At 73.8% G+C, this 26,768-nt stretch carries 24 protein-coding genes; 14 read left to right on the top strand and 10 right to left on the bottom strand.

Annotated elements, in window-relative coordinates; all coding sequences use genetic code 11:
* Nucleotides 1–77: 77 nt before the first annotated feature.
* Nucleotides 78–1,946: a hypothetical protein gene (locus tag ACRAKJ_RS31625; RefSeq protein ID WP_447008770.1), complete on the top strand. Its 1,869-nt coding sequence runs from the start codon at nucleotides 78–80 to the stop codon at nucleotides 1,944–1,946.
* Nucleotides 1,947–2,011: 65 nt separating this feature from the next.
* Here ACRAKJ_RS31625 and ACRAKJ_RS31620 read toward each other — a convergent pair whose 3' ends face one another.
* The 3 genes from ACRAKJ_RS31620 to ACRAKJ_RS31610 are packed head-to-tail and all read right to left on the bottom strand — an operon-like array spanning nucleotide 2,012 to nucleotide 4,990.
* The gene (locus ACRAKJ_RS31620) at nucleotides 2,012–2,965 is read right to left on the bottom strand and encodes a WYL domain-containing protein (RefSeq protein ID WP_438926973.1); all 954 of its coding nucleotides are present in this window, start codon (nucleotides 2,963–2,965) and stop codon (nucleotides 2,012–2,014) included.
* Between the two features lie 43 nt (nucleotides 2,966–3,008).
* Nucleotides 3,009–3,491, bottom strand: coding sequence for a hypothetical protein (locus ACRAKJ_RS31615; RefSeq protein WP_438926972.1), 483 nt, complete (start codon nucleotides 3,489–3,491; stop codon nucleotides 3,009–3,011).
* Nucleotides 3,492–3,493: 2 nt separating this feature from the next.
* Nucleotides 3,494–4,990 carry a helix-turn-helix domain-containing protein gene (locus ACRAKJ_RS31610; protein ID WP_438926971.1) on the bottom strand — a complete coding sequence of 499 codons (1,497 nt, stop codon included), beginning with the start codon at nucleotides 4,988–4,990 and terminating at the stop codon, nucleotides 3,494–3,496.
* Between the two features lie 348 nt (nucleotides 4,991–5,338).
* On the opposite strand from ACRAKJ_RS31610, the gene ACRAKJ_RS31605 reads away from it, so the two are divergent.
* From ACRAKJ_RS31605 to ACRAKJ_RS31545, 13 genes are all read left to right on the top strand, one after another.
* Nucleotides 5,339–5,830 carry a hypothetical protein gene (locus ACRAKJ_RS31605; protein WP_438926970.1) on the top strand — a complete coding sequence of 164 codons (492 nt, stop codon included), beginning with the start codon at nucleotides 5,339–5,341 and terminating at the stop codon, nucleotides 5,828–5,830.
* A gap of 102 nt (nucleotides 5,831–5,932) precedes the next feature.
* On the top strand, nucleotides 5,933–6,325 hold the full coding sequence (locus ACRAKJ_RS31600; protein WP_447008769.1) for a Rieske (2Fe-2S) protein: 393 nt from the start codon (nucleotides 5,933–5,935) through the stop codon (nucleotides 6,323–6,325).
* Between the two features lie 98 nt (nucleotides 6,326–6,423).
* Complete coding sequence (locus ACRAKJ_RS31595; protein WP_447008768.1) at nucleotides 6,424–6,906, top strand: Rieske (2Fe-2S) protein; 483 nt, start codon at nucleotides 6,424–6,426, stop codon at nucleotides 6,904–6,906.
* Nucleotides 6,907–7,036: 130 nt separating this feature from the next.
* Nucleotides 7,037–9,061 carry an excinuclease ABC subunit UvrC gene (gene uvrC / locus ACRAKJ_RS31590; protein ID WP_447008767.1) on the top strand — a complete coding sequence of 675 codons (2,025 nt, stop codon included), beginning with the start codon at nucleotides 7,037–7,039 and terminating at the stop codon, nucleotides 9,059–9,061.
* Nucleotides 9,062–9,087: 26 nt separating this feature from the next.
* Nucleotides 9,088–9,945 carry an RNase adapter RapZ gene (rapZ, locus tag ACRAKJ_RS31585; RefSeq protein WP_411970415.1) on the top strand — a complete coding sequence of 286 codons (858 nt, stop codon included), beginning with the start codon at nucleotides 9,088–9,090 and terminating at the stop codon, nucleotides 9,943–9,945.
* Nucleotides 9,942–10,973, top strand: coding sequence for a uridine diphosphate-N-acetylglucosamine-binding protein YvcK (locus ACRAKJ_RS31580; RefSeq protein ID WP_438925234.1), 1,032 nt, complete (start codon nucleotides 9,942–9,944; stop codon nucleotides 10,971–10,973). Before rapZ ends, ACRAKJ_RS31580 begins: the two co-directional genes overlap by 4 nt.
* Nucleotides 10,964–11,950, top strand: a complete 987-nt coding sequence (gene whiA / locus ACRAKJ_RS31575) for a DNA-binding protein WhiA (RefSeq protein ID WP_230569164.1) — start codon at nucleotides 10,964–10,966, stop codon at nucleotides 11,948–11,950. Before ACRAKJ_RS31580 ends, whiA begins: the two co-directional genes overlap by 10 nt.
* A 58-nt stretch (nucleotides 11,951–12,008) precedes the next feature.
* Nucleotides 12,009–12,824 (top strand): methyltransferase domain-containing protein, encoded by an 816-nt coding sequence (locus ACRAKJ_RS31570; protein WP_438925233.1) that lies wholly within the window; start codon nucleotides 12,009–12,011, stop codon nucleotides 12,822–12,824.
* A 75-nt stretch (nucleotides 12,825–12,899) separates the two neighbouring features.
* Nucleotides 12,900–13,904: a type I glyceraldehyde-3-phosphate dehydrogenase gene (gene gap, locus ACRAKJ_RS31565; RefSeq protein WP_438925232.1), complete on the top strand. Its 1,005-nt coding sequence runs from the start codon at nucleotides 12,900–12,902 to the stop codon at nucleotides 13,902–13,904.
* A 22-nt stretch (nucleotides 13,905–13,926) separates the two neighbouring features.
* Entirely contained in the window at nucleotides 13,927–15,090 is a 1,164-nt protein-coding gene (locus tag ACRAKJ_RS31560) for a phosphoglycerate kinase (protein WP_438925231.1), read from the top strand.
* A gap of 3 nt (nucleotides 15,091–15,093) precedes the next feature.
* Nucleotides 15,094–15,882, top strand: coding sequence for a triose-phosphate isomerase (gene tpiA / locus ACRAKJ_RS31555; protein ID WP_438925230.1), 789 nt, complete (start codon nucleotides 15,094–15,096; stop codon nucleotides 15,880–15,882).
* Between the two features lie 88 nt (nucleotides 15,883–15,970).
* Nucleotides 15,971–16,201 carry a preprotein translocase subunit SecG gene (gene secG, locus ACRAKJ_RS31550; protein WP_438925229.1) on the top strand — a complete coding sequence of 77 codons (231 nt, stop codon included), beginning with the start codon at nucleotides 15,971–15,973 and terminating at the stop codon, nucleotides 16,199–16,201.
* A gap of 60 nt (nucleotides 16,202–16,261) precedes the next feature.
* The gene (locus ACRAKJ_RS31545) at nucleotides 16,262–16,606 is read left to right on the top strand and encodes an RNA polymerase-binding protein RbpA (protein ID WP_015103628.1); all 345 of its coding nucleotides are present in this window, start codon (nucleotides 16,262–16,264) and stop codon (nucleotides 16,604–16,606) included.
* Nucleotides 16,607–16,683: 77 nt separating this feature from the next.
* On the opposite strand, the gene ACRAKJ_RS31540 is transcribed toward ACRAKJ_RS31545, so the two are convergent.
* The 7 genes from ACRAKJ_RS31540 to tkt form a co-directional block, all read right to left on the bottom strand.
* The gene (locus tag ACRAKJ_RS31540; RefSeq protein WP_438925228.1) at nucleotides 16,684–17,976 is read right to left on the bottom strand and encodes a histidine kinase; all 1,293 of its coding nucleotides are present in this window, start codon (nucleotides 17,974–17,976) and stop codon (nucleotides 16,684–16,686) included.
* Nucleotides 17,977–18,305: 329 nt separating this feature from the next.
* Complete coding sequence (pgl, locus tag ACRAKJ_RS31535) at nucleotides 18,306–19,034, bottom strand: 6-phosphogluconolactonase (protein ID WP_438925227.1); 729 nt, start codon at nucleotides 19,032–19,034, stop codon at nucleotides 18,306–18,308.
* Entirely contained in the window at nucleotides 19,031–20,359 is a 1,329-nt protein-coding gene (opcA, locus tag ACRAKJ_RS31530; RefSeq protein WP_438925226.1) for a glucose-6-phosphate dehydrogenase assembly protein OpcA, read from the bottom strand. The genes pgl and opcA overlap by 4 nt, the downstream gene beginning before the upstream one ends.
* Nucleotides 20,356–21,897 (bottom strand): glucose-6-phosphate dehydrogenase, encoded by a 1,542-nt coding sequence (gene zwf, locus ACRAKJ_RS31525; RefSeq protein WP_438925225.1) that lies wholly within the window; start codon nucleotides 21,895–21,897, stop codon nucleotides 20,356–20,358. The genes opcA and zwf overlap by 4 nt, the downstream gene beginning before the upstream one ends.
* Complete coding sequence (locus tag ACRAKJ_RS31520) at nucleotides 21,894–23,510, bottom strand: glucose-6-phosphate isomerase (protein WP_447008766.1); 1,617 nt, start codon at nucleotides 23,508–23,510, stop codon at nucleotides 21,894–21,896. The genes zwf and ACRAKJ_RS31520 overlap by 4 nt, the downstream gene beginning before the upstream one ends.
* A gap of 13 nt (nucleotides 23,511–23,523) precedes the next feature.
* A complete protein-coding gene (gene tal, locus ACRAKJ_RS31515) occupies nucleotides 23,524–24,636 on the bottom strand; it encodes a transaldolase (RefSeq protein ID WP_438926688.1) in 1,113 nt (370 codons plus the stop codon).
* Between the two features lie 22 nt (nucleotides 24,637–24,658).
* Entirely contained in the window at nucleotides 24,659–26,752 is a 2,094-nt protein-coding gene (gene tkt, locus ACRAKJ_RS31510; RefSeq protein WP_438926689.1) for a transketolase, read from the bottom strand.
* Nucleotides 26,753–26,768 lie beyond the last annotated feature (16 nt).

Raw genomic sequence — 26,768 nt, 5'->3', positions numbered from 1 at the left:
CTGTGCCCCCGGCGCGGTCGGGATTAGGGTTCCCGCCGCCCGCCGCCGTGGCGGTCGCACGACCGGGGGGACCGACCTTGCCGCGCTCCGCACCGCACGCGCACCCGTCCCGGCGGCCGGGAGCCGCCCTCGCCACCGTCCGCGGCAGGGCCGCCTTCGCCAGGACCGCTTTCGCCAGGGCGGCTCTGGCCGGGGTGGTCCTGGCCGGCGCGGTCCTGGCGGCGACGCCCGCCGGCGCGGCCCCGGCGCGGGACTTCGCCGACGCCGCGAACAACCGCGGCCTCGGCGTGGACGGCGCGGTGGCCGCCGACCTCGACGGCGCCGGCAACTCGCTGTCCGCGACCGCGCTGGCGGCGGCGGGGCTCGCGCCCGGCGCGCGGGTCACCCACGGCCGGGCCACCTTCACCCTGCCCGCACCGCACCCGGTGACCGGCGACGACAACGTGGTGGCGCTCGGCCAGACCATCGCCCTGCCCGCCGAGCACCGGGTGCGGGCCACGGCCATCGGCCTGCTCGCGGTCAGCACGTGCGGCGCGACCGGGCCGGTCACGATGACCGCCACCTACACCGACGGCACCACGTCGAACCCGTGGCTGCCCGCCGTGCCGGACTGGGCGGACGGCGACGCGGACGGGTCCGCCGCCGTGCTCCTGCCCCACCGGCTCGCCGGCACCGCGCCGGACCCGGGCGTGCGGCCCGCGGTGCACGCCGTGTTCGGGCCCACCGACCCGACGAAGACCCTGCTGTCGGTGACGCTGCCCCGCACGAGCCCGTCGTCGTCCACGACGTGCGGGCTGCACGTGCTGGCGATCGCCCCGGCCCCGGTGGCCACCGGTTGGCTCGGCGCGTGGGCGGCCGTCCCGGACCGCACCGACGACCTGAGCACCCCCGGTGGGCAGACGCTGCGCTTCGTCGTGCGGCCCGGCCGGGAGGGCGCGGACCTGCGGCTCAAGCTGTCCAACACCACCGCGCGGGTGCCGGCGACCATCACCGGGGTCACGGTCGGCGCGCAGTCCGGTTCCGGCGCGGCGTCGCTCGCCGCGCCGACGCCCGTGCTGTTCGGCGGCACGCCCGGCGTGGTGATCCCCGCCGGGGGCGACGCGTTCAGCGACCCGGTCGCCTTCCCGTCCACCGCGGGCGGCAGCGGGAACCTGGTGGTCAGCCTCGCGCTGCCCGCCTCGGCACCGCAGGCGGCGAGGGGCGAGGCCACCAACGGCCTGTCGTTCGCCGCACCCGGCGACGTGGCGGGCGACGCCGGCGGCGCGCCGTTCACCCCCACCGGGCAGGTGCACCACCTGTCGGGCGTCGAGGTGAGCACCACCGACCCGGGCGAGGGCACCGTGGCCGTGCTGGGCGACCGGCCGTTCAGCCGCGCCGCGCGCCACCCCGCGTTCTCGCCGCGGTTCGCCGACCTGCTCGGCCCGGCGCTTGGCCACCGGCTGCCGGGCAGCGTCGTCCAGGTCGGCTACGCGCCCAGCGGCCTCGCGGCGCGGGCGGCGCACCGCTACGCGCTCGGCCAGCCGAACCCGCGCGCCGTCCTCGTCACCCCGGGCGCCCTGGAACCGGGCGAGACGGCGTCGGACGCCCGCCGGCGGCTGACGGGCCTGATCGACGCGAACGTCCCGAACGGCCTGCGCCGCTACCACCGCACCGACGGCGCGCCGATGCGGGTCGTGCTCGCGACGGTCCCGCCGACGGGCCTGGACCCGGCGGACCCGGTGGAGGTCCAGCGCGCGCACCTCAACGACACGCTCCGCACCGACTACGGGGACTTCGGCGCGGACGGGGTCGTCGACCTCGACGCCGCCGTCCGGGACCCGGCCGCGCCGCACCTGCCGCGGACCGACCTCGTCGCGCCGGACGGCCTGCCGCTGGAGGCGTACGACCAGTGCCTGGCGCAGGCCGTCGTGGACGCCGTCGACGGCTTCCCGCCGCTGGAGCTGTGACCGGGACCGGCCGGGGTCGTCCTGCCGGGCGGGACCTGCCGGGTCGGGACCTGCCGGGGCGGGGGCTAGTCGCCGGCCGCCCGCAGGAGCCGCGCGGCGTGGGCCCGGAGGTGCCCGCGCAGCTCCTCCGGGCCCTCCACCTCGAAGTCCACGCCGATCATGGCCATCCACGGGACCAGCTCCTCCAGCGACGGCGTGCCGACCGTCAACCGGGTCCGCTCGTCGTCGATGCGCTCCAGGTGCACCGACGTCATCGACGTCCGCGCCGCCACCACCTCGTACGGCGCGTGCATCACGAACCGCGCCTCGTGCTGGTAGGGCGCCACGGACAGCTGCCGCGACACGTACGACGCCAGGTCCTCGGCGGGTGGCTCGCGCGGCGTGAACCGGGCGCCGAGCGCCGGCTCCCCCTCGATCCGGTCGACCCGGAACGTGCGCCAGTCCTCCTTGTCCACGTCCCATGCCACCAGGTACCAGCGCCGCCCGGTGTGGGCGAGGCCCAGCGGCTCGACGTGCCGCCTCGTGCCGCCGTCGCGCCCCGCGTAGGGGAACCGCAGCCGCTGGTGGTCGCGGCACGCGCCGGCGATGGCGGTGAGCGTGCCGGCGTCCACCCGCGCCACGGTCGGCGTGAGCGCGACCGTGTGCCGCCCGAGCGCGTTCACCCGCCGGCGCAGCCGCGAGGGCAGCACCTGCTCCAGCTTCGCCAGCGCCCGCACCGAGGTCTCCTCGATGCCCGCGACGGTCCCGTTCGCGGCGGTCCGCAACCCCACCGCCACCGCCACCGCCTCGTCGTCGTCCAGCAGCAGCGGCGGCAGCTCGGCGCCCGCGCCCAGCTGGTAGCCGCCCGACACGCCGGGCGCCGCGTTGACCGGGTAGCCGAGGGTGCGCAGCTTGCCCACGTCCCGCCGCACGGTCCGCACGTCCACGCCCAACCTCGCCGCCAGGTCGGGCCCGGTCCAGTCGCGGCGGACCTGGAGCAGCGAGAGCAGCTTCAGCAGACGAGCGGAGGTCTCCAGCACGCCACCGAGTCTGCCGGCCACCGCGGACGAGAACGGTCCTCGATCACCCCCGGGCCGCTCCCCCCGGCCACACGACCACCACCGGCACGCCCGACGCGCGCGCCGTCTCCACCACGTCCGCCGTGCCGCCGCGCCCGTCCGGCGGCTGCCCGTCCCACACCGCGACCAGCAGCTCCACCGACGCGAGCATCCGCTCGTTGGCCATCACGTACGCGTGCCGCCCGGACAGCTCGTTGGGCAGCACGCTCACCACGTGCGCCCGCGCCAGCAGCTCGTCGTAGGCGGCGCGCTTCTCCGGCTTGAGCCGGTCGCGGTAGTCGGTCGCGGGCAGCACGACCTCGACCCGCCCGCCCATGTCCAGCACGACGCGCGCGAACAGCTGGTCCGCGCCGGGCGCCAGGCAGGTCACCCCCACCAGGGATGACCCGCCCGCCGCCTCGGCCTCCAACGCCGCGCGGATGCCCGCGACCACGGCGTCGACGCAGTCGGGCACCAGTTTGCTGTGCCCGGTGATCCCCACCCGCATCACTAGGCCGTCCGCAGTCCCCGGATCGCCTCGCGCGCGTCGCGCACGGCGGGCAGGTCGCGGTGCCGCTCCGCCTCCTTGGCGAAGTCCTGGAGCTTGCGCACCACCCGCCCGGACGCGAGGCCCGCCGCGGTCGGCACCACCTGCTGGATCAACCCGCACGCCTCCTCGGGCTCACCCGCCACCATCATCGTGCGGGCCAGCCCGATGACGTCGAACGCCCGGTTGCGCACCCGGGCCGGGTCGCGCAGGTCCAGCGCCCGCCTGATGTGCTGCTCGGCGTGCGGCGCCTGCTTCGGGTCGTGACCCGCCAGGTCCCGCATCCGGGCGCCGATCACGCCCTCCAGCTCCGCCTCGTCGAAGCTGTCGAGCCACCACGGCTCCGAACCGTCCCTGCGCTGGGCGAAGCTGTCCTGCGCCTGCCCGACCGCCCGGTGGAACTCCCGCACCCGACCCATCTGCGCGTAGGCCCACGCCTCGCGGGTCAGCAGGAGCGCCTGCAACGTCGGGGTCGCCGTGCGCCGGGTCCCGTACTGACCCAGCTGCACCAGCTCCAGGCCGTCCTCCGGGCGGCCCAGGTCGAACATCTGCCTCGCCATCGCCGCCAGGCACAGCGCGGCGAACGGGTCGTTGCGCCCGGCCTTGGCCATGCGCACGCCCAGCACGTAGTACCGCTGCGCCGCGTCGTGCATGCCCGCGTCCCACGACATGCTCGCCGCGACCTTGGACAGCTCCGCGCCGATGAAGAAGGCCCGCTCCGTGGTCGGGCCCGCCGGCGCGCGCGACAGCCGCTCGGCCAGTTCCTCCAACTGCCCGAGCACCGCCTTGCGCGCCAGCCCGTACCCGCCTCGCCCGCCCCACCCGCGCAGCCCGTCGGCGACGCGCTGCAGCGCCGCCAGCTCCTCCTCGCTGATCGCCGCGCTGGACGACCACTTGGAGAGGGGCTGCAAGGGGTGGAGCCACTTCTGCAACGGCTCGACCAGTGCGGGTCCCATTGCCACCGCGGCAGCTCCGGTGAGCGCCGCTCGTCTGCTGATCGCCAAGTCGTTCCTCGCCGTCTCCTCGACCGATCTGGCAATGCTCGACGCGTCCCACGCCGCGGCGAGCACATCGGGCGGGGCACCACGGTCGGGGCCCGCCTGGCTTGGGATTCCGACGCGGTCGAACCACAGCCGGTCGCCGGGGACGCCGAGCACCCGCGCGAAGTGGCGCAGGCGGTCGATCCGGTCGATCGGGTTCTCACCGGTCTCGTACCGCGACAGCTGTGCTTGGGAGATCCCCAGCCAGGACGCCATGCGGTCCTGGGTGACGCGGCTGACGTGCTGGGGGTGGTGCCGGTAGGCGGCGAGGAGGCCGCCCATGTCCCGGTCGGCGAACGCGGCGGCCATGACCTCGTGGTCCCAGAAGTCCCCCGGGACCTCGGGTGGCCCGTAGAGCTCCGTGCGCGCGGTGCGCCGGCACCGCTGGCAGAGGCGGTCGGTGTTGTCGGCGGCGATCAACGCCCCGCACGACGGGCATGCGCGCCTGGTGCTGGTACCGCTTCGGGCTTTCCGGTCCATGGCTCTCGCTCCCGTCACTGAGCGTGCACACAAGTGTATAGAGATGTGATCGCGAGTCCATGCATCCCGTGCATAAGACGCGGTAGGCCCCCCGAACGGACCCCTGTGACGCCGCGTGCCGGATGAGGGGCATCCAGCCGGTGCATGGGTCCCACCCGACGCGGGTGTGGTGACCGGCGGCGATCCGCCCGACCCTGCGTGTGTGCCGGTGCCCGGCAGACCCCGCGGTCCGCGCACACCACCACGACCCGCTCCACCCGCTCCACCCGACCGGGAGGAACACCCACGATGAGCGTCACCGCCGCCACCACCGCAGAACCCGGCCCGCGCTCCGGGCCCCGCGACCGCGCGCACCAGCAGGCACTGGGTGAGGCCATCGCGGGCTACCGGCTGCTGGGCTGGAAGGTCTCCGTCACCGAGCAGGGCGTGTTCCTGCCCCTGGGACCCGCCACCACCGCGCTGGCCATGCCCGCCCGCATCGGGTCGAGGGTCCTCGCCGACCTCAAGGCCCGCATGCTCGCGGGACCCGTCACCGTCATCCCCGGCCCGCGGGAGCACTGGATCTTCCTCGCCGAACTGGTCGCCCTGCTGCCCACGCACCTCAAGGCACCCGCCGAGGTCCAGTTCGTCCGCTCGCCGCAGCGCATCGCCCTGCCGCCCACCATGACCCGCTACGGGTCGCTGAGGTGGGCGAACCCGCCGTCGCACTCGCGGCACTGGTTCCCGCCGTTCACCGCGGTCCTCGCCCTCGCCCGCACGGCGGTCGCCCAGGACCGCTGACCACAGGACCGCCGACCACAGGACCGCCGACCACCGGTCCGGCGCCGCGGGTCCCCACCGGGCCCGCGGCGCCGGCTCGACCGGATGGGTGAGGATGGGGGTGTGGACCGACGGACGCTGCTGTGCGGACTGCTCGCCCTGACCGCCTGCGGCACCGGGGGAGCGGCCCGCCGACCCGGCGTCGGCTCCGCCCGACCGGGTGACCGCGTCGCCGCGCTCGCCGACGTGCCGGTGGGCTCCGGCGCCCTCGTCGAGGTCGGCGCGGACGGCCTGCTGCTGCTGGTCAGGCCCTCCGAGGAGGAGGTCCGCGCGTTCGACCCGGCGTGCCCGCACCAGGGGACGACGGTCAACCCGCCCACCGCGGGCGTCGTCACCTGCCCGACGCACCGCAGCGCGTTCGACCCGTCGACCGGCGCCGTGCTGTCCGGCCCGTCGCCGAGAGGGCTGACCGAGGTCGCGGTGGTCGTGTCCGGCGGGAACGTGTTGCTTTCCTGAAGAAGACCCGGCCGGCACCGGGTGGTTGAACCCCGCTTCACGTGGTGTCGTGTTGCCTGTGTGATCCGAACGACCACCCACCACGTTGCGGAGGACCTGTGAGTTCCGCAGACCAAGCAGGGCTGTCCCGTCGCTCGATGCTGTGCGGCGTGCTGGTCGCGCTGGCCGTGCCCGGCGGGCTCGCCGCGTGCTCCGGCGGCGACCCGACCCCGGCCGGCGGTGCCACCCCCGGGGCCGGCACCACGGGCGGCGCGGGCACGCCGACCGGCGGCGCCCAGGGCGGCGCGGCGAGCATCATCGCCCTGGCCGACGTGCCCGACGGCGGCGGCGCCATCGCCGGCAACCCGGCCACCAGCAAACCGCTCGTCCTCGTCCGCACCGGCGACGTGGTCACCGCCTACGACGCCACCTGCCCCCACCAGGGCACCGCCGTCGCGCCGCCGGAGGGCGGCGTGATGACCTGCCCCGCCCACGGCAGCCAGTTCAAGGCGTCCGACGGCACCGTGGTCAAGGGCCCGTCGACCAAGGGCCTCACCCCGGTGCCCGTCACCGTCCGGGACGGCCAGGTCGTGCTCGCCTGACCCCGGCGGGGCGGCCCGCCCGCCGGGCCGCCCCGCCGCCACCCACCCCGGTGACGCCTAGCAGACGCGCTGACCTGCGCCGGGCGTGGCCGACCGATCCGCTGTCGGTGTCCGCACGTAGGCTTGTCGCGTGGCCGATCCGTCGACCTATCGCCCCGCGACAGGCACCATCCCCGAAGCCCCCGGCGTCTACAAGTTCCGCGACGCCAGTGGCCGGGTGGTCTACGTCGGCAAGGCCAAGAACCTCCGCCAGCGGCTGAACTCCTACTTCGCCGACATCACGGGCCTGCACCCGCGCACCCGGCAGATGGTCACGACCGCGGCGGGCGTCGAGTGGACCGTCGTCGGCACCGAGGTCGAGGCGCTCCAGCTGGAGTACAACTGGATCAAGGAGTTCGACCCGCGGTTCAACGTCCGCTACCGCGACGACAAGTCCTACCCGGTGCTCGCGGTGACCCTGAACGAGGAGTTCCCCCGCCTGCACGTCTACCGCGGCCCGCGCAGGAAGGGCGTCCGCTACTTCGGCCCCTACGCCCACGCGTGGGCCATCCGCGAGACCCTCGACCTGCTGCTGCGCGTCTTCCCGGCCCGCACCTGCTCCGCCGGCGTGTTCAAGCGGCACGCCCAGATCGGCCGGCCCTGCCTGCTCGGCTACATCGACAAGTGCTCCGCGCCGTGCGTCGGCCGGGTCGACGCCGCCGAGCACCGCGACATCGTCGACGGCTTCTGCGACTTCCTCGCCGGCCGGACCGACTCCATGGTCAAGCGGCTCGAACGCGAGATGACCGCCGCCGCCGAGGAGCTGGAGTTCGAGAAGGCCGCCCGGCTGCGCGACGACCAGGCCGCCCTCAAGCGGGCCCTGGAGAAGCAGGCCGTCGTCCTCGGCGACGGCACGGACGCCGACGTCGTCGCCTTCGCGCAGGACGACCTGGAGGTGTCCGTGCAGGTGTTCCACGTGCGCGGCGGCCGGGTGCGCGGCCAGCGCGGCTGGGTCGTCGACAAGGTCGACGAGACCGGCACCGCGGGCCTGGTCGACCAGTTCGTCACCCAGTTCTACGGCACCCAGGCCGAGTCGGCGCGGGCGGAGTCCGCCCGGACCGGCGGCGCGGAGGGGGCCCCGGTGCCGCGCGAGGTGCTCGTGCCGGAGCTGCCGGAGGACGCGCCCGCCGTGGAGCGGTGGCTCACGGACCTGCGCGGCGCGAAGGTGGTGCTGCGCATCCCGCAGCGCGGCGACAAGCGGGCCCTCATGGAGACCGTGGAGCGCAACGCCAAGGAGGCGTTCCAGCAGCACAAGCTGCGCCGCGCGGGCGACCTCACGGCCCGTTCCGCCGCCCTCCAGGAGCTCCAGGAGGCGCTCGGCCTGGACACCGCGCCGCTGCGCATCGAGTGCACCGACATCAGCCACGTGCAGGGCACCGACGTGGTGGCCTCGCTCGTCGTGTTCGAGGACGGCCTGGCCCGCAAGTCCGAGTACCGCCGGTTCGCGATCCGCGAGGCCGCGGCGGAGGGCGACGTCGCCTCCATCGCCGAGGTGGTGCGCCGCCGCTTCCAGGCCTACCTGAAGGAGACCGCGTCCGGCGGCCCCAACCCCGGCATCGACCCGGAGACCGGCAAGCCCCGCAGGTTCGCCTACGCGCCGAACCTGCTCGTCGTCGACGGCGCCGGACCGCAGGCGCAGGCCGCGTCCGACGTGCTCGCCGAGCTGGGCATCACCGACGTGGCCGTCGTCGGCCTGGCCAAGCGGCTGGAGGAGGTGTGGGTGCCCGGCGACCCCGACCCGGTCATCCTGCCCCGCACCAGCGAGGCCCTCTACCTGCTGCAACGGGTGCGCGACGAGGCGCACCGGTTCGCCGTCGCCTACCACCGGCAGAAGCGGTCCAAGCGGATGACGGTCTCCGCGCTGGACGACGTGCCGGGACTGGGCCAGACCCGCCGGGCCGCGCTGCTCAAGCACTTCGGCTCGGTCAAGAAGCTCGGCGAGGCGAGCGTCGAGGAGATCAGCGCGGTGCCCGGAGTGGGCCGGCGCACCGCGGAGGCCGTGCACGGGACCCTGAACCGGGGGGCGCCCGACCCGGCCACCCCCGCCGGGGGCGCACCGGGCACGGCGGGTACCGAAGACGTCGGCGCGGCCGACCTTCAGAGGGAGCACACGTGAACGCACCGGCCGGCGAGAAGTCCGGCATCGAGGTAGCGGTGGTGACCGGCCTGTCGGGAGCGGGCCGCAGCACCGCCGCGAAGTGCCTGGAGGACCTGGGCTGGTTCGTGGTGGACAACCTGCCGCCCGAGCTGATCTCGACCATGGTGGAGCTGGGCGCGCAGGCCAGGGGGGCCATCACCAGGGTCGCCGTCGTGATGGACGTGCGCAGCCGCGCGTTCACCGAGGACCTCGCGGCGGTGATCAAGGACCTCGACGCCCGCGGCTACAAGCCGAAGGTGCTGTTCCTGGAGGCCACCGACGACGTGCTGATCCGCCGGTTCGAGTCGGTGCGCCGCGGCCACCCGCTCCAGGCCGACGGGCGCCTCGCCGACGGCATCGAGGCCGAGCGCGTCCTGCTCACGCCGCTGCGCGAGGAGGCCGACCTGGTGCTCGACACCTCGGCCCTGTCCGTGCACCAGCTGCGCGCCAAGATCGAGGACACCTTCGGCACCGAGTCGGCGACCCGCACCCGCGTCACGGTGCTGTCGTTCGGCTACAAGTACGGCCTGCCGATGGACGCCGACCTCGTCATGGACGTCCGGTTCCTGCCCAACCCGTTCTGGATCCCCGAGCTGCGCGAGCAGACCGGCCTGGACGGCGACGTGCGCAACTACGTGCTCACCCAGGAGGGCGCGGACGAGTTCCTCGACCGCTACCACGAGCTGCTGCGGCTCATCGGCGCCGGCTACCGGCGCGAGGGCAAGCGGTACCTGACGCTGGCGGTGGGCTGCACGGGCGGCAAGCACCGCAGCGTCGCCATCTCCGAGGAGCTGGCCGGCCGGCTGGCCGCCGAGGACGGCATGGCCGTCAAGGTCGTGCACCGGGACCTGGGACGCGAGTGAGCCCGAGAGCGGTAGCGCTGGGCGGTGGGCACGGGCTGCACGTCACGCTCACCGCGCTGCGCCGGGTGACCGACGACGTGACGGCCGTGGTGACGGTCGCCGACGACGGCGGTTCCTCGGGGCGGCTGCGCCGGGAGCTGGGCCTGCTGCCGCCCGGCGACCTGCGCAAGGCCATGGTGGCGCTGGCCTCCGACGACGAGGCGGGCGCGCTGTGGTCGGCCCTGTTCCAGCACCGGTTCGGCGGCACCGGCGCGCTCGCCGGGCACGCCGTGGGCAACCTCGTGCTGGCCGGCCTGCTGGAGCGGCTGGGCGACCCGGTCGCCGTGCTGCGCGAGGCGGGGCGGCTGCTCGGCGTGCGCGGGCGCGTGCTGCCGATGTGCACCGAGCCGCTGGAGATCGAGGCGGACGTCACCGGCCTGGACGAGGACGCCGACGTGCCGCGCCGCATCCGCGGCCAGGTCGCCATCGCCACCACCCCCGGCCGCGTGCAGCGCATCCGCCTGCACGGGCCGGGCGGCCCGGGGGAGGCCCCGCGCGGCTGCCCGGACGCCGTCGAGGCCGTGCTCGGCGCGGACGTCGTGCTGCTCGGCCCCGGCTCGTGGTTCACCAGCGTGCTGCCGCACCTGCTCGTGCCGGAGCTGCACGACGCGCTCGTCCGGACCTCGGCGCGCAAGGTCGTCGTCCTCAACCTCGTCCCCCAACCGGGCGAAACAGCGGGCTTTTCCCCGGAGCTGCACCTGGACGTGCTCAGCGAGCACGCCCCGCGGCTGCGGGTGGACGCGGTGATCGCCGACGCGGGCGCGGTGCCCGTGCCGGACCGGCTGCGCCGCGCCGCCGCAGCTCTGGGGGCCGAGGCGCACCTCGCGCCGATCGCCCTGGACGGCGCGCCGGACCGCCACGACCCGGCCGCGCTGGCGTCCAGCATCAGGCGGGCGTTGCACGGCCCCGCTGACGGGGCCGCGGGGGCGTCGAGTACAACGCTGTCGGACGACAGCGAGACCAGGGGAGGCGAGGCACCGTGGCGATGACGTCTGCGGTCAAGGACGAGCTGAGCAGGCTGGCCGTCTCCAAGACCTGCTGCCGGCGCGCGGAGGTCGCGTCGCTGCTGCGCTTCGCGGGCGGCCTGCACATCGTGGGCGGCCGGGTCGTCGTGGAGGCGGAGCTCGACCTGGGCTCCACGGCGCGCCGGCTGCGCCGGGAGATCCACGAGCTGTACGGGCACCAGTCCGACGTGTTCACCATCACCTCCAGCGGCCTGCGCAAGGGCACCCGGTTCGTGGTGCGCGTGGTCAAGGACGGCGAGGGCCTGGCCCGCCAGACGGGCCTGCTGGACCCGCGCGGCCGGCCGGTGCGCGGCCTGCCCGCCCCCGTCGTGTCCGGCGGGGTGTGCGACGCCGAGGCGGCGTGGCGCGGCGCGTTCCTGGCGCACGGCTCGCTCACCGAACCCGGCCGCTCCTCCTCGATGGAGGTGACCTGCCCGGGGCCGGAGGCGGCGCTGGCGCTGGTCGGCGCGGCCCGGCGGATGGGCATCGGCTCGAAGTCGCGCGAGGTGCGCGGCGCGGAGCGCGTGGTGATAAGGGACGGCGACGCGATCGGCGCGATGCTGACCCGCCTGGGCGCGCACGACAGCGTGCTGGCCTGGGAGGAGCGCCGGATGCGCCGCGAGGTGCGCGCCACGGCGAACCGGCTGGCGAACTTCGACGACGCGAACCTGCGCCGCTCGGCCCGCGCCGCCGTCGCCGCCGCCGCCCGCGTGCAGCGCGCGCTGGAGATCCTCGGCGCCGAGGCGCCCGACCACCTGGCCGCGGCGGGCGCGCTGCGGCTGGCGCACCGGCAGGCGTCGCTGGAGGAGCTGGGCCAGCTGTCGGACCCGCAGATGACCAAGGACGCGGTCGCGGGCCGCATCCGGCGCCTGCTCGCCATGGCCGACAAGCGCGCCAAGGAGCTGGGCATGCCGGACACCGAGTCGGCGGTCACCGCGGACATGCTCGAAGCCGAGGTCTGACCACCGGAACACCGAAAACCGCTGGTGGGAGCCCGGTCGACGTGCGTAGCGCGCGGGCGTGGGCGACGAGGCGGCGGGGACCGGCGGCACCGCGCCGCGCGATTTCCACGACGGGGTCGCGGAGCGCTACCACCTGCTCCACGCCGACTGGGACGCCTCGGTCGACCGGCAGGGCGCCGCGCTCGACGGGGTGCTCCGCCGCGCGCTCGGCCCCGCCGCGCTCGGCCACCGCGTCGTCGCCACCGACCTCAGCCCGGTCGCCGCGGCCCGCGAGGCGCGCGCCCGCGGCCTGCGGCTGACCGCCGCCGCGGCCGACGTGCGGTCCCTGCCGGTGCGGGCGGGGGACTTCGACGCCGTGGTGTGCGCGGACAACTCGCTGCCGCACCTGCTGACCGCCGACGACGTGCGCGCCGCCCTGGCGTCGATGCGCCGCGCGCTCGCGCCCGGCGGGCTGCTGGTCGTCACCACCCGCCCCTACGACGACCTGCTCGCGACCCGACCGACCGCCACCCCCGTGCGGTCCTCGACCGGTCCGGCCGGCCGCGCGATGAGCTCCCAGCTGTGGCACTGGGACGACGACGGCGAGCACTACGACCTGGAGCTGTTCCAGCTCGCCCCCGGGGCGGGACGTGGACCGCCGACTCCGGGTTCACCGACACCGCCTGGCGCGAACCGGCCGACACCGGTTTCTTCCAGCCGCTCCTCACCGCGCGCAACCCCGCGTCGACCGGGTGACGGCCCGACCCGCCGGGTGGCCGAACGCGCCACAGGTTGTTACTCAGAGGTAACAAGCTTGTCAAGCTGGATTTTCTTGTTCGATAAAGAGATCCTGGTGGTGCGAGTGACCAGGGCCGCAACGTGGCGGCTAGGCTGACTCCGGCTGCCTGGTCAGCCCAATGACTGCACGCCCCTGGTGTTTTCCGCCAGTCGAGTATCGAGGAGACTCACCGTGACGGTTCGCGTAGGTGTCAATGGTTTCGGCCGCATCGGTCGCAACTTCTGGCGCGCCGTTCAGGCCAGCGGGCACGACATCGAGATCGTCGCCTTCAACGACCTCGGTGACGTCAACACGATGGCCCACCTCCTGAAGTACGACTCCATCCTCGGCCGCCTCGACGGCGACGTCACCGTCACCGACGAGGGCATCGCCGTCGACGGCAAGGTCATCAAGGCCCTCGCCGAGCGCGACCCGGGCAAGCTGCCCTGGAAGGACCTGGGCGTCGACGTCGTCGTCGAGTCCACCGGCTTCTTCACCGACGCCTCGGCCGCGCGCAAGCACGTCGACGAGGGCGGCGCCAAGAAGGTCATCATCTCCGCGCCGGCCAAGGGTGAGGACCTCACCGTGGTGCTGGGCGCGAACGACGACCAGTACGACGGCTCGCAGACCGTCATCTCCAACGCCTCGTGCACCACGAACTGCCTGGCCCCGCTGGCCAAGGTGCTGCACGACACCTTCACCATCGAGCGTGGCCTCATGACCACGATCCACGCCTACACCCAGGACCAGAACCTCCAGGACGCGCCGCACAAGGACCTGCGCCGCGCCCGTGCCGCCGCGCTGAACATCGTGCCCACCAGCACCGGTGCCGCGAAGGCCATCGGCCTGGTCCTGCCCGAGCTCAAGGGCAAGCTCGACGGCTACGCCCTGCGCGTGCCCGTGCCCACCGGCTCCGCCACCGACCTCACCGTCACCGTGGGTCGCGAGACCACCGTCGACGAGGTCAACGCCGCCTACAAGGCCGCCGCGGACGGTCCCCTCAAGGGCTACCTGCGCTACAACACCGACCCGATCGTGTCGGCCGACATCGTCACCGACCCCGCGTCCTGCATCTACGACGCGCCGCTCACCAAGGTCATCGGCAACCAGATCAAGGTCGTCGGCTGGTACGACAACGAGTGGGGCTACTCCAACCGCCTCGCCGACCTCGTCAACCTCGTCGCCTCCAAGCTCTGAGCCAGGGACGGACCACACCGCTGTGAAGACTCTCGACGACCTGCTCGGCGAGGGTGTCTCGGGTCGGCGCGTCCTCGTGCGCGCCGACCTGAACGTCCCCCTCGACGGCGACCGCATCACCGACGACGGCCGCGTCCGCGCGTCGGTGCCGACGATCAAGGCGCTCGTGGACGCGGGCGCCCGCGTCCTGGTCGCCGCCCACCTGGGCCGCCCCAAGGGCGAACCCGACCCGAAGTTCTCCCTCGCGCCCGTCGCGGCCCGCCTCGGCGAACTGCTCGGCTCCCCGGTCGAGATCGGCACGGGGACCGCCGGCGACGGCACCGTCGTGCTGCTGGAGAACATCCGCTTCGACCCGCGCGAGACCAGCAAGGACGACGCCGAGCGCGCCGCCCTCGCCGACGAGCTGGCCGCCAAGGCCGACGCGTTCGTCTCCGACGGCTTCGGCGTCGTGCACCGCAAGCAGGCGTCCGTCTACGACGTGGCGAAGAAGCTGCCCCACTACGCGGGCCGCCTCGTGCTCGCCGAGGTCGAGGTGCTGCACAAGCTCACCGAGGACCTCCAGCGGCCCTACGTCGTCGCCCTCGGCGGCTCCAAGGTGTCCGACAAGCTCGGCGTCATCAAGAACCTGCTCACCAAGGTCGACCGGCTGCTCATCGGCGGCGGCATGGCCTACACCTTCCTCAAGGCCCAGGGCCACGAGGTCGGCGGCTCCCTCCTCCAGGAGGACCAGGTCGAGCAGGTCCGCGGCTTCCTGGAGCAGGCCCGGGAGCGCGGCGTCGAGCTGGTGCTCCCCGTCGACGTCCTCGCCGCGGTCGACTTCGCGCCGGACGCCGAGCACGACGTCGTCGCCACCGACGCGATCCCCGCCGACCGGCAGGGCCTCGACATCGGCCCCGCCACGCGCGAGCTGTTCGCCTCGAAGCTGGCCGACGCCAAGACCGTCTTCTGGAACGGCCCCATGGGCGTGTTCGAGTTCGAGGCGTTCTCCGGCGGTACCCGCGCCGTCGCCGAGGCCCTCGTCAAGAGCGACGCGTTCACCGTCGTCGGCGGTGGCGACTCCGCCGCGGCCGTGCGCGCCCTCGGCCTCCCCGAGGACGGCTTCTCCCACATCTCCACCGGCGGCGGCGCCTCCCTGGAGTTCCTCGAGGGCAAGGAACTGCCCGGCGTTTCCGTGTTGGAGGACTGACCGATGGCACAGCGCCAGCCCCTCATCGCGGGCAACTGGAAGATGAACCTCAACCACCTCGAGGCGATCGGCCTCGTGCAGAAGATCGCCTTCTCCCTCCCGGAGAAGTACTTCGCCAAGGTCGAGGTGGCCGTCCTCCCGCCGTTCGTCGACATCCGGTCCATCCAGACCCTCGTCGACGGCGACAAGCTGCTGCTCAAGTACGGCGCGCAGGACCTGTCGCCGCACGACTCCGGCGCCTACACCGGTGACGTGTCCGGCCCCATGCTCGCCAAGCTCGGCTGCTCCTACGTCACCGTGGGCCACTCCGAGCGCCGCGAGTACCACGGCGAGGACGACGCGACCGTCAACAAGAAGGTCAAGGCGGCGCTCAAGCACGGCGTCACCCCGATCTTCTGCCTCGGCGAGCGGGTCGACGTCCGCGAGGCCGGCGAGCACGTGCCGCACTGCACCACCCAGCTCGTCGAGGGGCTCAAGGGCCTCACCGCCGAGCAGGTCGCCCAGGTCGTGATCGCCTACGAGCCCGTGTGGGCCATCGGCACCGGCAAGGTCGCCTCGTCCGCCGACGCGCAGGAGGTGTGCGCGGCCCTGCGGGCCAAGCTCGCCGAGCTGCACGGCGAGGACGTCGCTTCGGCCGTTCGGGTGCTTTACGGCGGCTCGGTCAAGTCCGGCAACATCGCCGAGCTGATCGCCCAGAAGGACGTCGACGGTGCTCTCGTCGGCGGGGCCAGCCTGGACGCGGACGAGTTCGCCAAGCTGTGCGCGCTCGCCGCGGGCGGCCCACTACCCTGACCCCGTAGAAGCATCCCCACCGAGGTGGTCCACGGTCGGCAGTTGACCGGGTACTCTGTGGCGTCACCTGCCTGACAGCGAGGAAGATATGGTCCTGTTCCTGCAGATCCTGTTGATCGTCTCCAGCTTGCTGCTCATCCTGCTGGTGCTGCTGCACCGCGGGCGCGGCGGCGGTCTGTCCTCGCTGTTCGGCGGCGGTATGCAGTCGAGCCTGTCCGGTTCCAGCGTCGTGGAGAAGAACCTCGACCGCCTGACGTTGTTCGTCGGCGCGATCTGGGTCATCGCCATCGTCGGCATCGGTCTGCTCAACAAGCTCTGAACCCGTACGACTCAGAGCTGACAGACACAGGGAAACCACGTGGTGGGGGTGTGAGGGTCGATGGCTGGTGGTAACGCGATTCGCGGTACCCGCGTCGGCGCAGGCCCGATGGGCGAATCGGAGCGCGGCGAGTCCGCGCCCCGACGTCGGGTGTCGTACTGGTGCGCGAACGCGCACGAGTCTCGGCCGTCGTTCGCGGTCGAAGCGGAGATCCCCGAGAACTGGGACTGCCCCCGGTGCGGACTTCCGGCGGGGCGCGACGAGCAGGCACCTCCTGCTCCGCCGCGCAACGAGCCGTACAAGACGCACCTGGCGTACGTGAAGGAGCGGCGCTCCGACGCGGACGGCGAGGCGATCCTGGAGGAGGCGCTCACCAAGCTGCGCAAGCAGCGCGAGGAGCCCTAGTCGCTCGGAAGAACCACGCGGAGGCCCCGTCGACCACCCGGTCGGGCGGGGCCTTCGCGTTGTCCGGAGCCGGCGCGTCAGGTCGACCGGGGGTGGGGGTGCAGGGGGAAGGTGACCCGGACCCGGTAACCGCCGCCCGGCGTGTGCTCCGCCTCGAACCGCCCGCTCAGCAGCGCGGCGCGTTCCCGCAGGCCCACCAGGCCGTGACCGCCGCCGGGCAGGGTGCCGCCGTCCTGGGTGCCGCCGTCCTGGGTGCGACGGCCCGGGGCGCTGTTCTCCACCTCCACCCGCAGGTGGTCGTCCGAGGCGGTCACGAGGATGGTCGTGGGGGCGCTCGCCGCGTGCTTGCGGACGTTGGTCAGCGCCTCCTGGACCGTGCGGTAGACCGCCCCCGAGACGGGCGCGGGCAGGCCCTCCACCGACCCCTGGACGGTGAGCGTCGCCGGGATGCCCGCGGCGGCGACCAGGGCCGGCAGGTCCTCGACCCCGGACCGCGGCGAGTCGTCGCCGTCGGTCGTGCGCAGGACGCTCACCAGGTGCCGCAGCTCGTCGAGGGTGCGGGTGCTCAGGTTCCGGATGACGCCCGCCACCTGCTGCGCGTTCGGGTCGTCCGCCGCCACCCGCAGCGCGCCCGCCTGCATCGCGATCAGGCTCACCTGGTGCGACACCACGTCGTGCATCTCCCGGGCCAGCCGGGCGCGTTCGTCGGCCCGCACGGCGTGCGCGTGCAGCACCCGCTCCCGCTCCCGGCTGGCCGCCAGGTCGGCGATGCGCGCGGACAGCTCCTCGCGGGCGTGGGCGAGCAGCCCGATGGCCACCGGCATGCCGGCGACCAGGCACCCGTAGATCGCGTCGTGGACGTGCGTCGCCCACTCCAGCGCGAGGAACTCGTCGACCGGCCACAGGAAGAACCGGCTGAACCACACCAGGCCGGCCGCGACGAGGGTCTGCACCGCCAGCAGCCTGCGCCGCGCCAGCGTGCCGAGCGCGATCATCGCCGCCAGCTGCGCCCACCCGGCCAGGAACCCCGGCACGGTCAGCAGCACCACCAGGAACGGGAACCGCCGGCGCAGCACCAGCGCCACCACGGACAGGACCGACAGCACGTAGTTGTACGGCTCGGCCTCGGGCACCACGCGCAGCCACACGTCGAGCGCCGCCACCACCAGGGCCGCGACGTCGAACGCCCGCCGCCGGTGCCGGTCGAGGAGGTCGCGCAGGGCGGCCGGGCCCCACCGGGCGGCGTGCGGCGCCCGTTCGGCCGGGGCACCGCCGACCCGCCCGCCCGGCAGCCTCCCGACCGCGTTGCCGGCCAGGAGCGGCCCTCCCGCGTCGGCTACCCGCCGGTCCTCACCGTACTGCGCCGTCATCGCGCTTGGCATGACCCGCCCTTCCCGATCACGACCCCGATTCCCACCCCGACCCTCACTCTTCGAGACACCCCGGTCACGCGGACGGGACGCGGTGCGGGTGACAAAGTTGCGAGCGCGAACGTCCGATTACCGGACGGGGGAGCGCCGACCCGCTGCGGGCGCGGGTGCGTGGAGGACGTGGGCGCGGGCACGAGGTGAGTATCCGTCATGCTCGGCAGGCGGGGGCGGTGCCGCCACACCTCGGGACGACGCTGCCACCACACCCCGGGACGACGCTGCCGCCGCGTCCCGGGAGGGGCGCGGCGGCAGCTGGGGAGTGCGTCGGGTCAGGCGAGTTCGGCGGCGGCGGCCCCGTCGAGCAGCCACAGGGTCCGGGAACGGCCCGTGGCGCCCGCAGCGGGCAGGTCGGTCTCGGCCGCACCGCCCAGGCCGGCGGCGACGGCCCCGGCCTTCGCCGCGCCCGTCGTCATCAGCCACACCTCGCGGGACGCGCGGATCGTCGGCAGGGTGAGGCTCACCCTGGTCGGCGGCGGCTTCGGGCAGTCGCGGACCGCCACGACGGTCAGCTCGCGCTCGCGCACGGCGGGCGAGTCGGGGAAGACCGAGGCCACGTGCCCCTCCTCGCCGACGCCGAGCAGGCACACGTCGAACTCCGGCGCGGAGCCCAGCTCCTCGGCGTACGCGGCGGCGGCGGCCTCCGGGTCGTCGCCGAACCGGCCGTCCGACGGCTCCACCACGTGCACCCGGTCGGCCGGCACCGGGATGTGGTCGAGCAGCGCCTCGCGCGCCTGGGTCTCGTTGCGCTCCGGGTGCCCGGCGGGCAGGAACCGCTCGTCGCCCCACCACAGGTCGACGCGGCCCCAGTCCACCGCGTCGCGGGCGGGCGAGGAGCGCACCCGGTCCAGCACCGCGATGCCGGTCCGGCCGCCGGTCAGCACGAGCGACGCCGTGCCGCGCGCCGCCTGGGCGTCGACCAGGGCGGTCAGCAGGCGGGCGGCCGTGGCGGCGGCCAGCAGGTCGCCGTCACGGTGCACCAGCACCTCGGGCCGGGTCACGAGCCGGCCTTCGCCTTCGACGCCTTGTCCCGGGGCTTGCCCGACTTGGCGGCCTTGGCGTCGGCCGCGCCGTCGGTCTTCGCCTTCGGGGACGCGGCCTTCGGTGCCGCGACCTTGGCGGGAGCGGCCTTGGGAGACGCCGCCTTGGGGGACACGGCCTTGGCCGCCGCCTTCGCCGCCGCCTTCACGGGCGCGGCCTTCGCCGACGGGCCGGACGAGGACGCGGCGGGGGCCGGGGTCCCGTCGGACGCCGGGCCGGACGTCGCCGCACCGGACGCCTGCGCGGGGGTGGCCGACGTGCCGGAGGTCGCCTGGCCGGAGGTCGCCGAACCGGAGGTCGCCGGACCGGAGACCGCGGGCGCGGCGGCGGGCTTGCGGGTCGCCGTCGCCGGCTTCGCCGCGGTACGGCCGCGCACGACCTTGCCCAGCGCCTTCAGCGCCGTCTCGTACACCTCGTCGGGGTCGAGCCGGCGCAGCTCCTCCGCCAGGCAGTCCCGCACCTGGCGGCGCTGCAGCGCCACCCGCCGCTCCGGCTGGCCGGGCTGCGACAGCGTGCCGACCTTGCCGTCCGGGCGCGACAGCTCCACGACCCCCGACCGGCGCTCCAGCCGCACGTCCACGATGCCCTCGCCGCGCGCGGCCTTGGTCCGCTTCACCGGCAGCTTCAGGTACGCCGCCAGCCACGCGGCCAGCAGGTCGGTCGACGGCGAGTCGCTCTCCCCGCTCACCTCGGCCTCGGTGACCTTCTCGTACGGCGGCAGGTCGAACGCCGACGCGATCATGGCCCGCCACAGCGTCAGCCGCGTCCAGGCCAGGTCCGTGTCGCCGGGCGCGTACGACGCGCGCCGCTGCTCCAGCGCCTTGATCGGGTTCTTCTCGGCCGCCGCGTCGGTGATGCGGCGCTGCGCGAGCTGCCCGATCGGGTCCTCCGCGGGCACGGCCGGCGCCTCGTTCGGCCACCACGCCACGACCGGGGTGTCCGGCAGCAGCAGCGGCACGACGCACGAGGCGCCCTCGTTGGCCAGCTCGCCGTACAGGCGCAGCACGATCACCTCGGACGCGCCCGCGTCACCGCCGACGCGGATCTGCGCGTCCAGCCGCGGCGCGGCCTTGCGGGCGCCGCGGGCCACCACGATCACCCGGCACGGGTGCTCGCGGCTGGCGTCGTTCGCCGCGTCCACGGCGCCCTCGGTCTTCGCGCCGTCGTCGGTCACGATGACCAGCGTCAGCACCCGGCCGAGGGTGACCGCGCCACCCTCCTCGCGCAGCTGCACGAGCTTGCTGTTGACCTGCGACGTGGTCGTCGAGGGCAGGTCGATGATCACGGCCGCCTCCAGTTCCTGCCGGTCCGCGCCAGCATCTCGTCCGCCGACACCGGGCCCCAGGTCCCCGCCTTGTACTTCTCGGGCGCGCCGTGGCGGCCCCAGTGCTCGATGACCGGGTCGAGGATCTCCCAGGACAGCTCGACCTCGTCGTTCTTCGGGAACAGCGACGGCTCGCCGAGCAGCACGTCCAGCAGCAGCCGCTCGTACGCCTCGGGCGAGGACTCGGTGAACGCGTGGCCGTAGCCGAAGTCCATCGTGACGTCGCGGACCTCCATGCTGTTGCCGGGCACCTTCGACCCGAACCGCATGGTCACGCCCTCGTCCGGCTGCACCCGCACGACCAGGGCGTTCTGCCCCAGCTCCTCCGTCGCCGTGTCGTCGAACGGCAGGTGCGGCGCGCGCTTGAACACCACGGCCACCTCGGTGACGCGGCGGCCCAGGCGCTTGCCGGTGCGCAGGTAGAACGGCACGCCCGCCCAGCGGCGGGTGTTCACCTCGCAGGTGATGGCCGCGTAGGTCTCGGTGACCGAGTCCTTCGCGAAGCCGCCCTCCTCCAGCAGGCCGGGCACCTTCTGGCCGCCCTGCCAGCCGCCGGTGTACTGGCCGCGCGCGGTGGTCTCCTCGAACGGCCCGGTCGCCCGGGTCGCCGACAGCACCTTGACCTTCTCGGCGCGCAGGTCGCTCGGCCGGAACGACACCGGCTCCTCCATCGCGGTCAGCGCGAGGAGCTGGAGCAGGTGGTTCTGGATGACGTCCCGCGCGGCGCCGATGCCGTCGTAGTAGCCCGCGCGACCGCCCAGGCCGATGTCCTCGGCCATGGTGATCTGCACGTGGTCGACGTAGTTCGCGTTCCAGATGGGTTCGTACAGCTGGTTCGCGAAGCGCAGCGCCAGGATGTTCTGCACCGTCTCCTTGCCGAGGTAGTGGTCGATGCGGAACACCGACTCCTCGGGGAAGACGTCGTTCACGGTCTTGTTCAGCTGCTTCGCGCTGGCCAGGTCGTGGCCGAACGGCTTCTCGATGACGACCCGGCGCCACTGGCCGGGGCTGTCGGTCGGCGGCGTGGCCAGGCCCGCCCGCTTGAGCTGGTTGACGACCGTGGTGAACGCGCTGGGCGGCACCGACAGGTAGAACGCGTGGTTGCCGCCCGTGCCGCGCTCGCGGTCGAGGTCGGCCAGCGTCGTGGCCAGGGTGTCGAACGCCGCGTCGTCGTCGAACGTGCCCTGGACGAAGCGGATGCCCTCGACGAGCTGGTCCCAGACCTCCTGCCGGAACGGCGTGCGCGCGTGCTCCTTGACGGCGCTGTGCACGACCTGCATGAAGTCCTGGTCGGCCCAGTCGCGGCGGGCGAAGCCGACGAGCGCGAAGCCCGGCGGCAGCAGGCCGCGGTTGGCCAGGTCGTAGATGGCGGGCATCAGCTTCTTGCGCGACAGGTCACCCGTCACGCCGAAGATCACCAGGCCGCTGGGGCCGGCGATGCGCGGGAGCCTCTTGTCCCGCGCGTCGCGCAACGGGTTGCGCTTCGTCGGAGCGCTCACGAACCGTCCTCCTGGATTGCCTCGACGAGCTGCGCGAGCCCGGCGACGCGGTCGGTCAGGTGCAGCCGCAGCACCGGGCGCCCCCGTCCGGCCAGGACCTGGCCGTCGCCGAGGGCCTGCGCCAGTTGCAGCGTGCTGAGGTCGTAGGGCCGGCCCGGCACGTCGAGGTGCGCCTCGGACGCGCCGGTCAGCTGGAGGAACACGCCGTTCTGGTGACCGCCCTTGTGGTACTGGCCGGTCGAGTGCAGGAACCGCGGTCCCCACCCGAAGGTGGTCTGGAGGTGTGAACGCTGGGCCAACTCCGGGCGGACGAGGGCGAACGATGCGTCGTCGATCCGGTCGAGGTAGGCCTGCACGGACAGGTAGCCGTGCGACGGCGCGGCGGCCACCAGCGCCTTCAGCGCGTCCGCGACGGTCTTCACGTCCGAGGACAGCCAGCCCTCGCTCGGGTAGACCTCGATCGGGCCGTCGATGAACGCGGGCGTCGCCGACGACGCGGCGGGCGAGTCGAGCAGCGAGCGCGCCGCCTTCTTCGCCGCCTCCACGTCGGGCTGGTCGAACGGGTTGATCTCCAGCACGCGGCCCACCAGCGCGGTCGCGTACTCCCACACCAGGAACTGCGCGCCCAGCGCGCCCTCGACGGACAGCGTGGACGAGCCGGTGGCCGGTCCGATCGCGACGGTCGTGGCGTCCGAGGCCGCGTCGACGAACCCGGGCGCGCCCGGACCCTCGACGACGACCGGCAGCAGGCCCGTGCCGTTCTTGCCGGTGGACTCGGCGATCAGCTGCTCGGCCCAGTCGCCGAAGCCGGCGATGCCGGAGCCGGTGTCGGCGAACACGACCTTCTCCGCGCCGTGGGCGTGCGCGACGGCGAACGTCGCGGCCAGCACCACGGCCGGGTTGTCGGCCGAGTCGGCCGACACCAGCGGCGCGGCGGCGGCGGCCTCGTCCAGCAGGGCGCCGACGTCCGCGCCGGCCAGGCCCGAGGGGACCAGGCCGAACGCGGTCAGCGCCGAGTAGCGGCCGCCCACGTTCGGGTCGGCCAGGAACACCCTCCGGTAGCCGGCCTCGCGCGAGGCCGCCTCCAGCGGCGAACCCGGGTCGGTCACCACGACGATCCGGGACGCGGCGTCGACGCCCGCGTCGGTGAACGCCTGCTCGAAGATGCGCCGGTGGCTGTCGGTCTCGACGGTGCCGCCCGACTTGGACGACACCACCAGCACGGTCCGCTCCAGGTCGCCGGCGAGCGCCTCGGCGACCTGGCCCGGGTCCGTGGTGTCGAGGACGACCAGCGGCACGCCCGCGGTGCCGGTGATCACCTCGGGCGCCAGCGACGAGCCGCCCATGCCGGCGAGGACCACGCGGTCCACGCCCTCGGCGAGCAGCTCGTCGCGCAGCGCGGTGATCTCCGCGACCAGCGGGCGCGACGTCTCGTGCAACGTCGTCCACGCGAGGCGGATCGACGCCTCGGGTTCCGCGTCGGGCCCCCACAGCGTGGCGTCCCCGGCGGCGAGCTTGCTCGGCGCCGAGTCCCGGAGCAGGTCGCCGATGACGGTGTCGACCTGCTCCTGGTTCGGTGTGCGGACGATCTCCACGGAGATCACCTGGCTCATGTTGTCCTCGTCCTCAGCCCTTGGCCTGGTCCAGCTGTCCGGTCACCGTGTCGAGCAGCTCGGCCCACGACTTCTCGAACTTGTCGACGCCCTCGGTCTCCAGCGCGACGAACACGTCGTCGAGGTCGATGCCGACCTCGACCAGCTCGTCGAAGACCTGCTGCGCCTGCGCCGCCCGCCCGGTCACGGTGTCGCCCTCGATCTTGCCGTGGTCGGCGACCGCGTGCAGCGTCTTCTCGGGCATCGTGTTGACCGTGTTCGCCACGACCAGCTGGTCGACGTAGCGGGTGTCGGAGTAGTTCGGGTCCTTCACGCCGGTGGACGCCCACAGTGGACGCTGGGCGCGGGCGCCGTCGGCCGCCAGGGCCTCCCACCGCTCGCCCGCGAACGTCTCCTGGTAGGCGGCGTGGGCGAGCACGGCGTTGGCGATGGCGGCCTTGCCGCGCAGCTCCTTCGCCTTCGGGCTGTCGATCGCGTCGAGGCGCTTGTCGATCTCGGTGTCCACCCGGGACACGAAGAACGACGCCACCGAGTGAATCGTGCGCAGGTCGTGGCCGTTGGCCTTGGCCTGCTCCAGGCCGGCGACGAACGCCTCCATCACCTTGCGGTAGCGCTCGACGGAGAAGATCAGCGTCACGTTGACGCTCACGCCCTCGGCGAGCGTGCGGGTGATCGCGGGCAGGCCCTCGACCGTGCCGGGGATCTTCACCATCAGGTTCGGCCGGTCGACGGTCTTCCACAGGTCGAGCGCCTCGGCGGCGGTGCGCTCGCTGTCCTTGGCCAGCCGGGGGTCCACCTCGATGGACACCCGGCCGTCGACGCCGTCGGTGGCGTTGTAGATGTCGCGGAACAGGTCGCACGCGTTGCGCACGTCGGTCGTGGTGACCTCGCGCACGGTGGCGTGGACGTCCGCGCCCCGGGCGGCCAGCTCGCGGACCTGCTCGTCGTAGGCCGCGCCGTTGGACAGCGCGGTGGCGAAGATCGTCGGGTTCGTGGTCACGCCGACCACGTTCTTCCCGGCGATCAGCTCGGCCAGGTTGCCGGTGGTCAGTCGCTCGCGGGACAGGTCGTCCAGCCAGATCGACACACCCGCGTCGCTGAGCTGCGCCAGCGGATTGCTGCTCATCTCGTCAACTCCCCTGAAGTCTCTACTTGGTCCGGGACAGCGACCGGCGCGCCGCGGCGACGACGTTCTCGGTCGTGAAGCCGAACTCGCGGAACAGCGTCTGGTAGTCGGCGGAGGCGCCGAAGTGCTCGATCGACACGATCTCGCCCGCGTCGCCCGCGAACCGGTGCCACGGCTGGGCGATGCCCGCCTCGACGACGACGCGCGCCTTGACCGAGGACGGCAGCACGCTCTCGCGGTAGGACTCGTCCTGCGCGTCGAACCACTCGACGCTGGGCATGGACACCACGCGGGTCGCGACGCCCTCGGCCTCGAACACCCCGCGCGCCTCGACGGCGATCTGGAGCTCCGAGCCGGTGGCGATCAGGATCAGCTCCGGCTCGCCCTCGCCGGCCAGCACGTAGCCGCCGCGCGCCACGCCCTCGACGGCCTTCTCCTTGGTGCCCTCCAGCACCGGCAGGTTCTGCCGGGTCAGGGCGATGCCCTTCGGGCCCTCGGGGTTCTCGATCGTGGCGCGCCACGCGGCGGCCGTCTCGTTCGCGTCACCGGGGCGCAGCACGGTCAGGCCCGGGATGGCGCGCAGCGCGGCCAGGTGCTCGACCGGCTGGTGGGTGGGGCCGTCCTCGCCGAGGCCGATGGAGTCGTGCGTCCACACGTAGACGACCGGGGACTTCATCAGCGCGGCCAGCCGGACCGCCGGGCGCATGTAGTCGCTGAACACCAGGAACGTGCCGCCGTACGGGCGGGTCGGGCCGTGCAGCGCGATGCCGTTGAGGATCGAGCCCATGGCGTGCTCGCGGACGCCGAAGTGCAGCGTGCGGCCGTACGGGTTGGCGTTCCACATCTTGGTGGAGATGCCCTCGGGGCCGAACGAGTCGACGCCCTTCATGGTGGTGTTGTTCGACTCCGCCAGGTCGGCCGAGCCGCCCCACAGCTCCGGCAGCACGTCCTTGAGCGAGTTGAGCACCTCGCCGGACGCCTTGCGCGTCGCCACGCCCTTGGGGTCCGGGTCCCACGACGGCAGCGCGTCGGTCCAGCCCTCGGGCAGGCCCCGGCCGATCAGGCGGTCCAGCAGCGCCTTGCGCTCCGGGTTCTTCTCGGCCCACGCGTCGAACGACTTCTGCCACTCGGCCTTGGCCTGCTCGCCGCGCTTGATCACCGCGCGGGTGTGCTCGATGACCTCGTCGGAGACCTCGAAGGTCTGCTCCGGGTCGAAGCCGAGGATGCGCTTGACCTCGGCGACCTCGTCCGCGCCGAGGGCCGCGCCGTGCGCCGCGCCGGTGTTCTGCTTGTTCGGCGACGGGAAGCCGATGATCGTGCGCAGCAGGATGAACGACGGGCGCTCGGTCTCCGCCTTGGCGTTCTCCAGCGCCTGGAGGATGCCCGCGACGTTCTCGCCGCCCTCGACGACCTGCACGTGCCAGCCGTACGCCTCGTAGCGCTTCGCGGTGTCCTCGGACAGCGCGATCGTGGTGTCGTCCTCGATGGAGATCTTGTTGTCGTCGTAGATCACCGTGAGGTTGCCCAGCTTCTGCGTGCCCGCCAGGGACGACGCCTCGCTGGTCACGCCCTCCTCGATGTCGCCGTCGGAGGCGATCACGAAGATGTCGTGGTCGAACGGGCTCTCGCCGACCGGGGCGTCCGGGTCGAACAGGCCGCGCTCGCGGCGGGCGCCCATCGCCATGCCGACCGCGGAGGCCAGGCCCTGGCCCAGCGGGCCGGTGGTGATCTCCACGCCGGGCGTGTGGCGGTGCTCGGGGTGGCCGGGGGTCCGCGAACCCCACGTGCGCAGTGCCTTGAGGTCGTCCAGCTCCAGGCCGTAGCCGTTGAGGTAGAGCTGGACGTAGAGGGTCAGGCTGGAGTGACCCGCGCTGAGCACGAACCGGTCGCGGCCGATCCAGTCGGCGTCGGCGGGGTCGTGCCGCATCACGCGCTGGAACAGCGTGTACGCCAGCGGGGCGAGGCTCATGGCGGTGCCGGGGTGGCCGTTGCCGACCTTCTGCACGGCGTCCGCGGCCAGCACCCGCGCGGTGTCCACGGCGCGGCGGTCGAGGTCGGTCCAGTCGTCGGGCAGGCGGGCTTCGGTCAACCGGGCGATGTCATCGGTGACGGACACTGACTTCCAGCTCCAA

Source organism: Saccharothrix sp. DSM 118769 (assembly GCF_052936295.1).
Note: the sequence above shows the minus strand (reverse complement) of the source record. Positions and strands in the feature narration are given on the sequence as shown.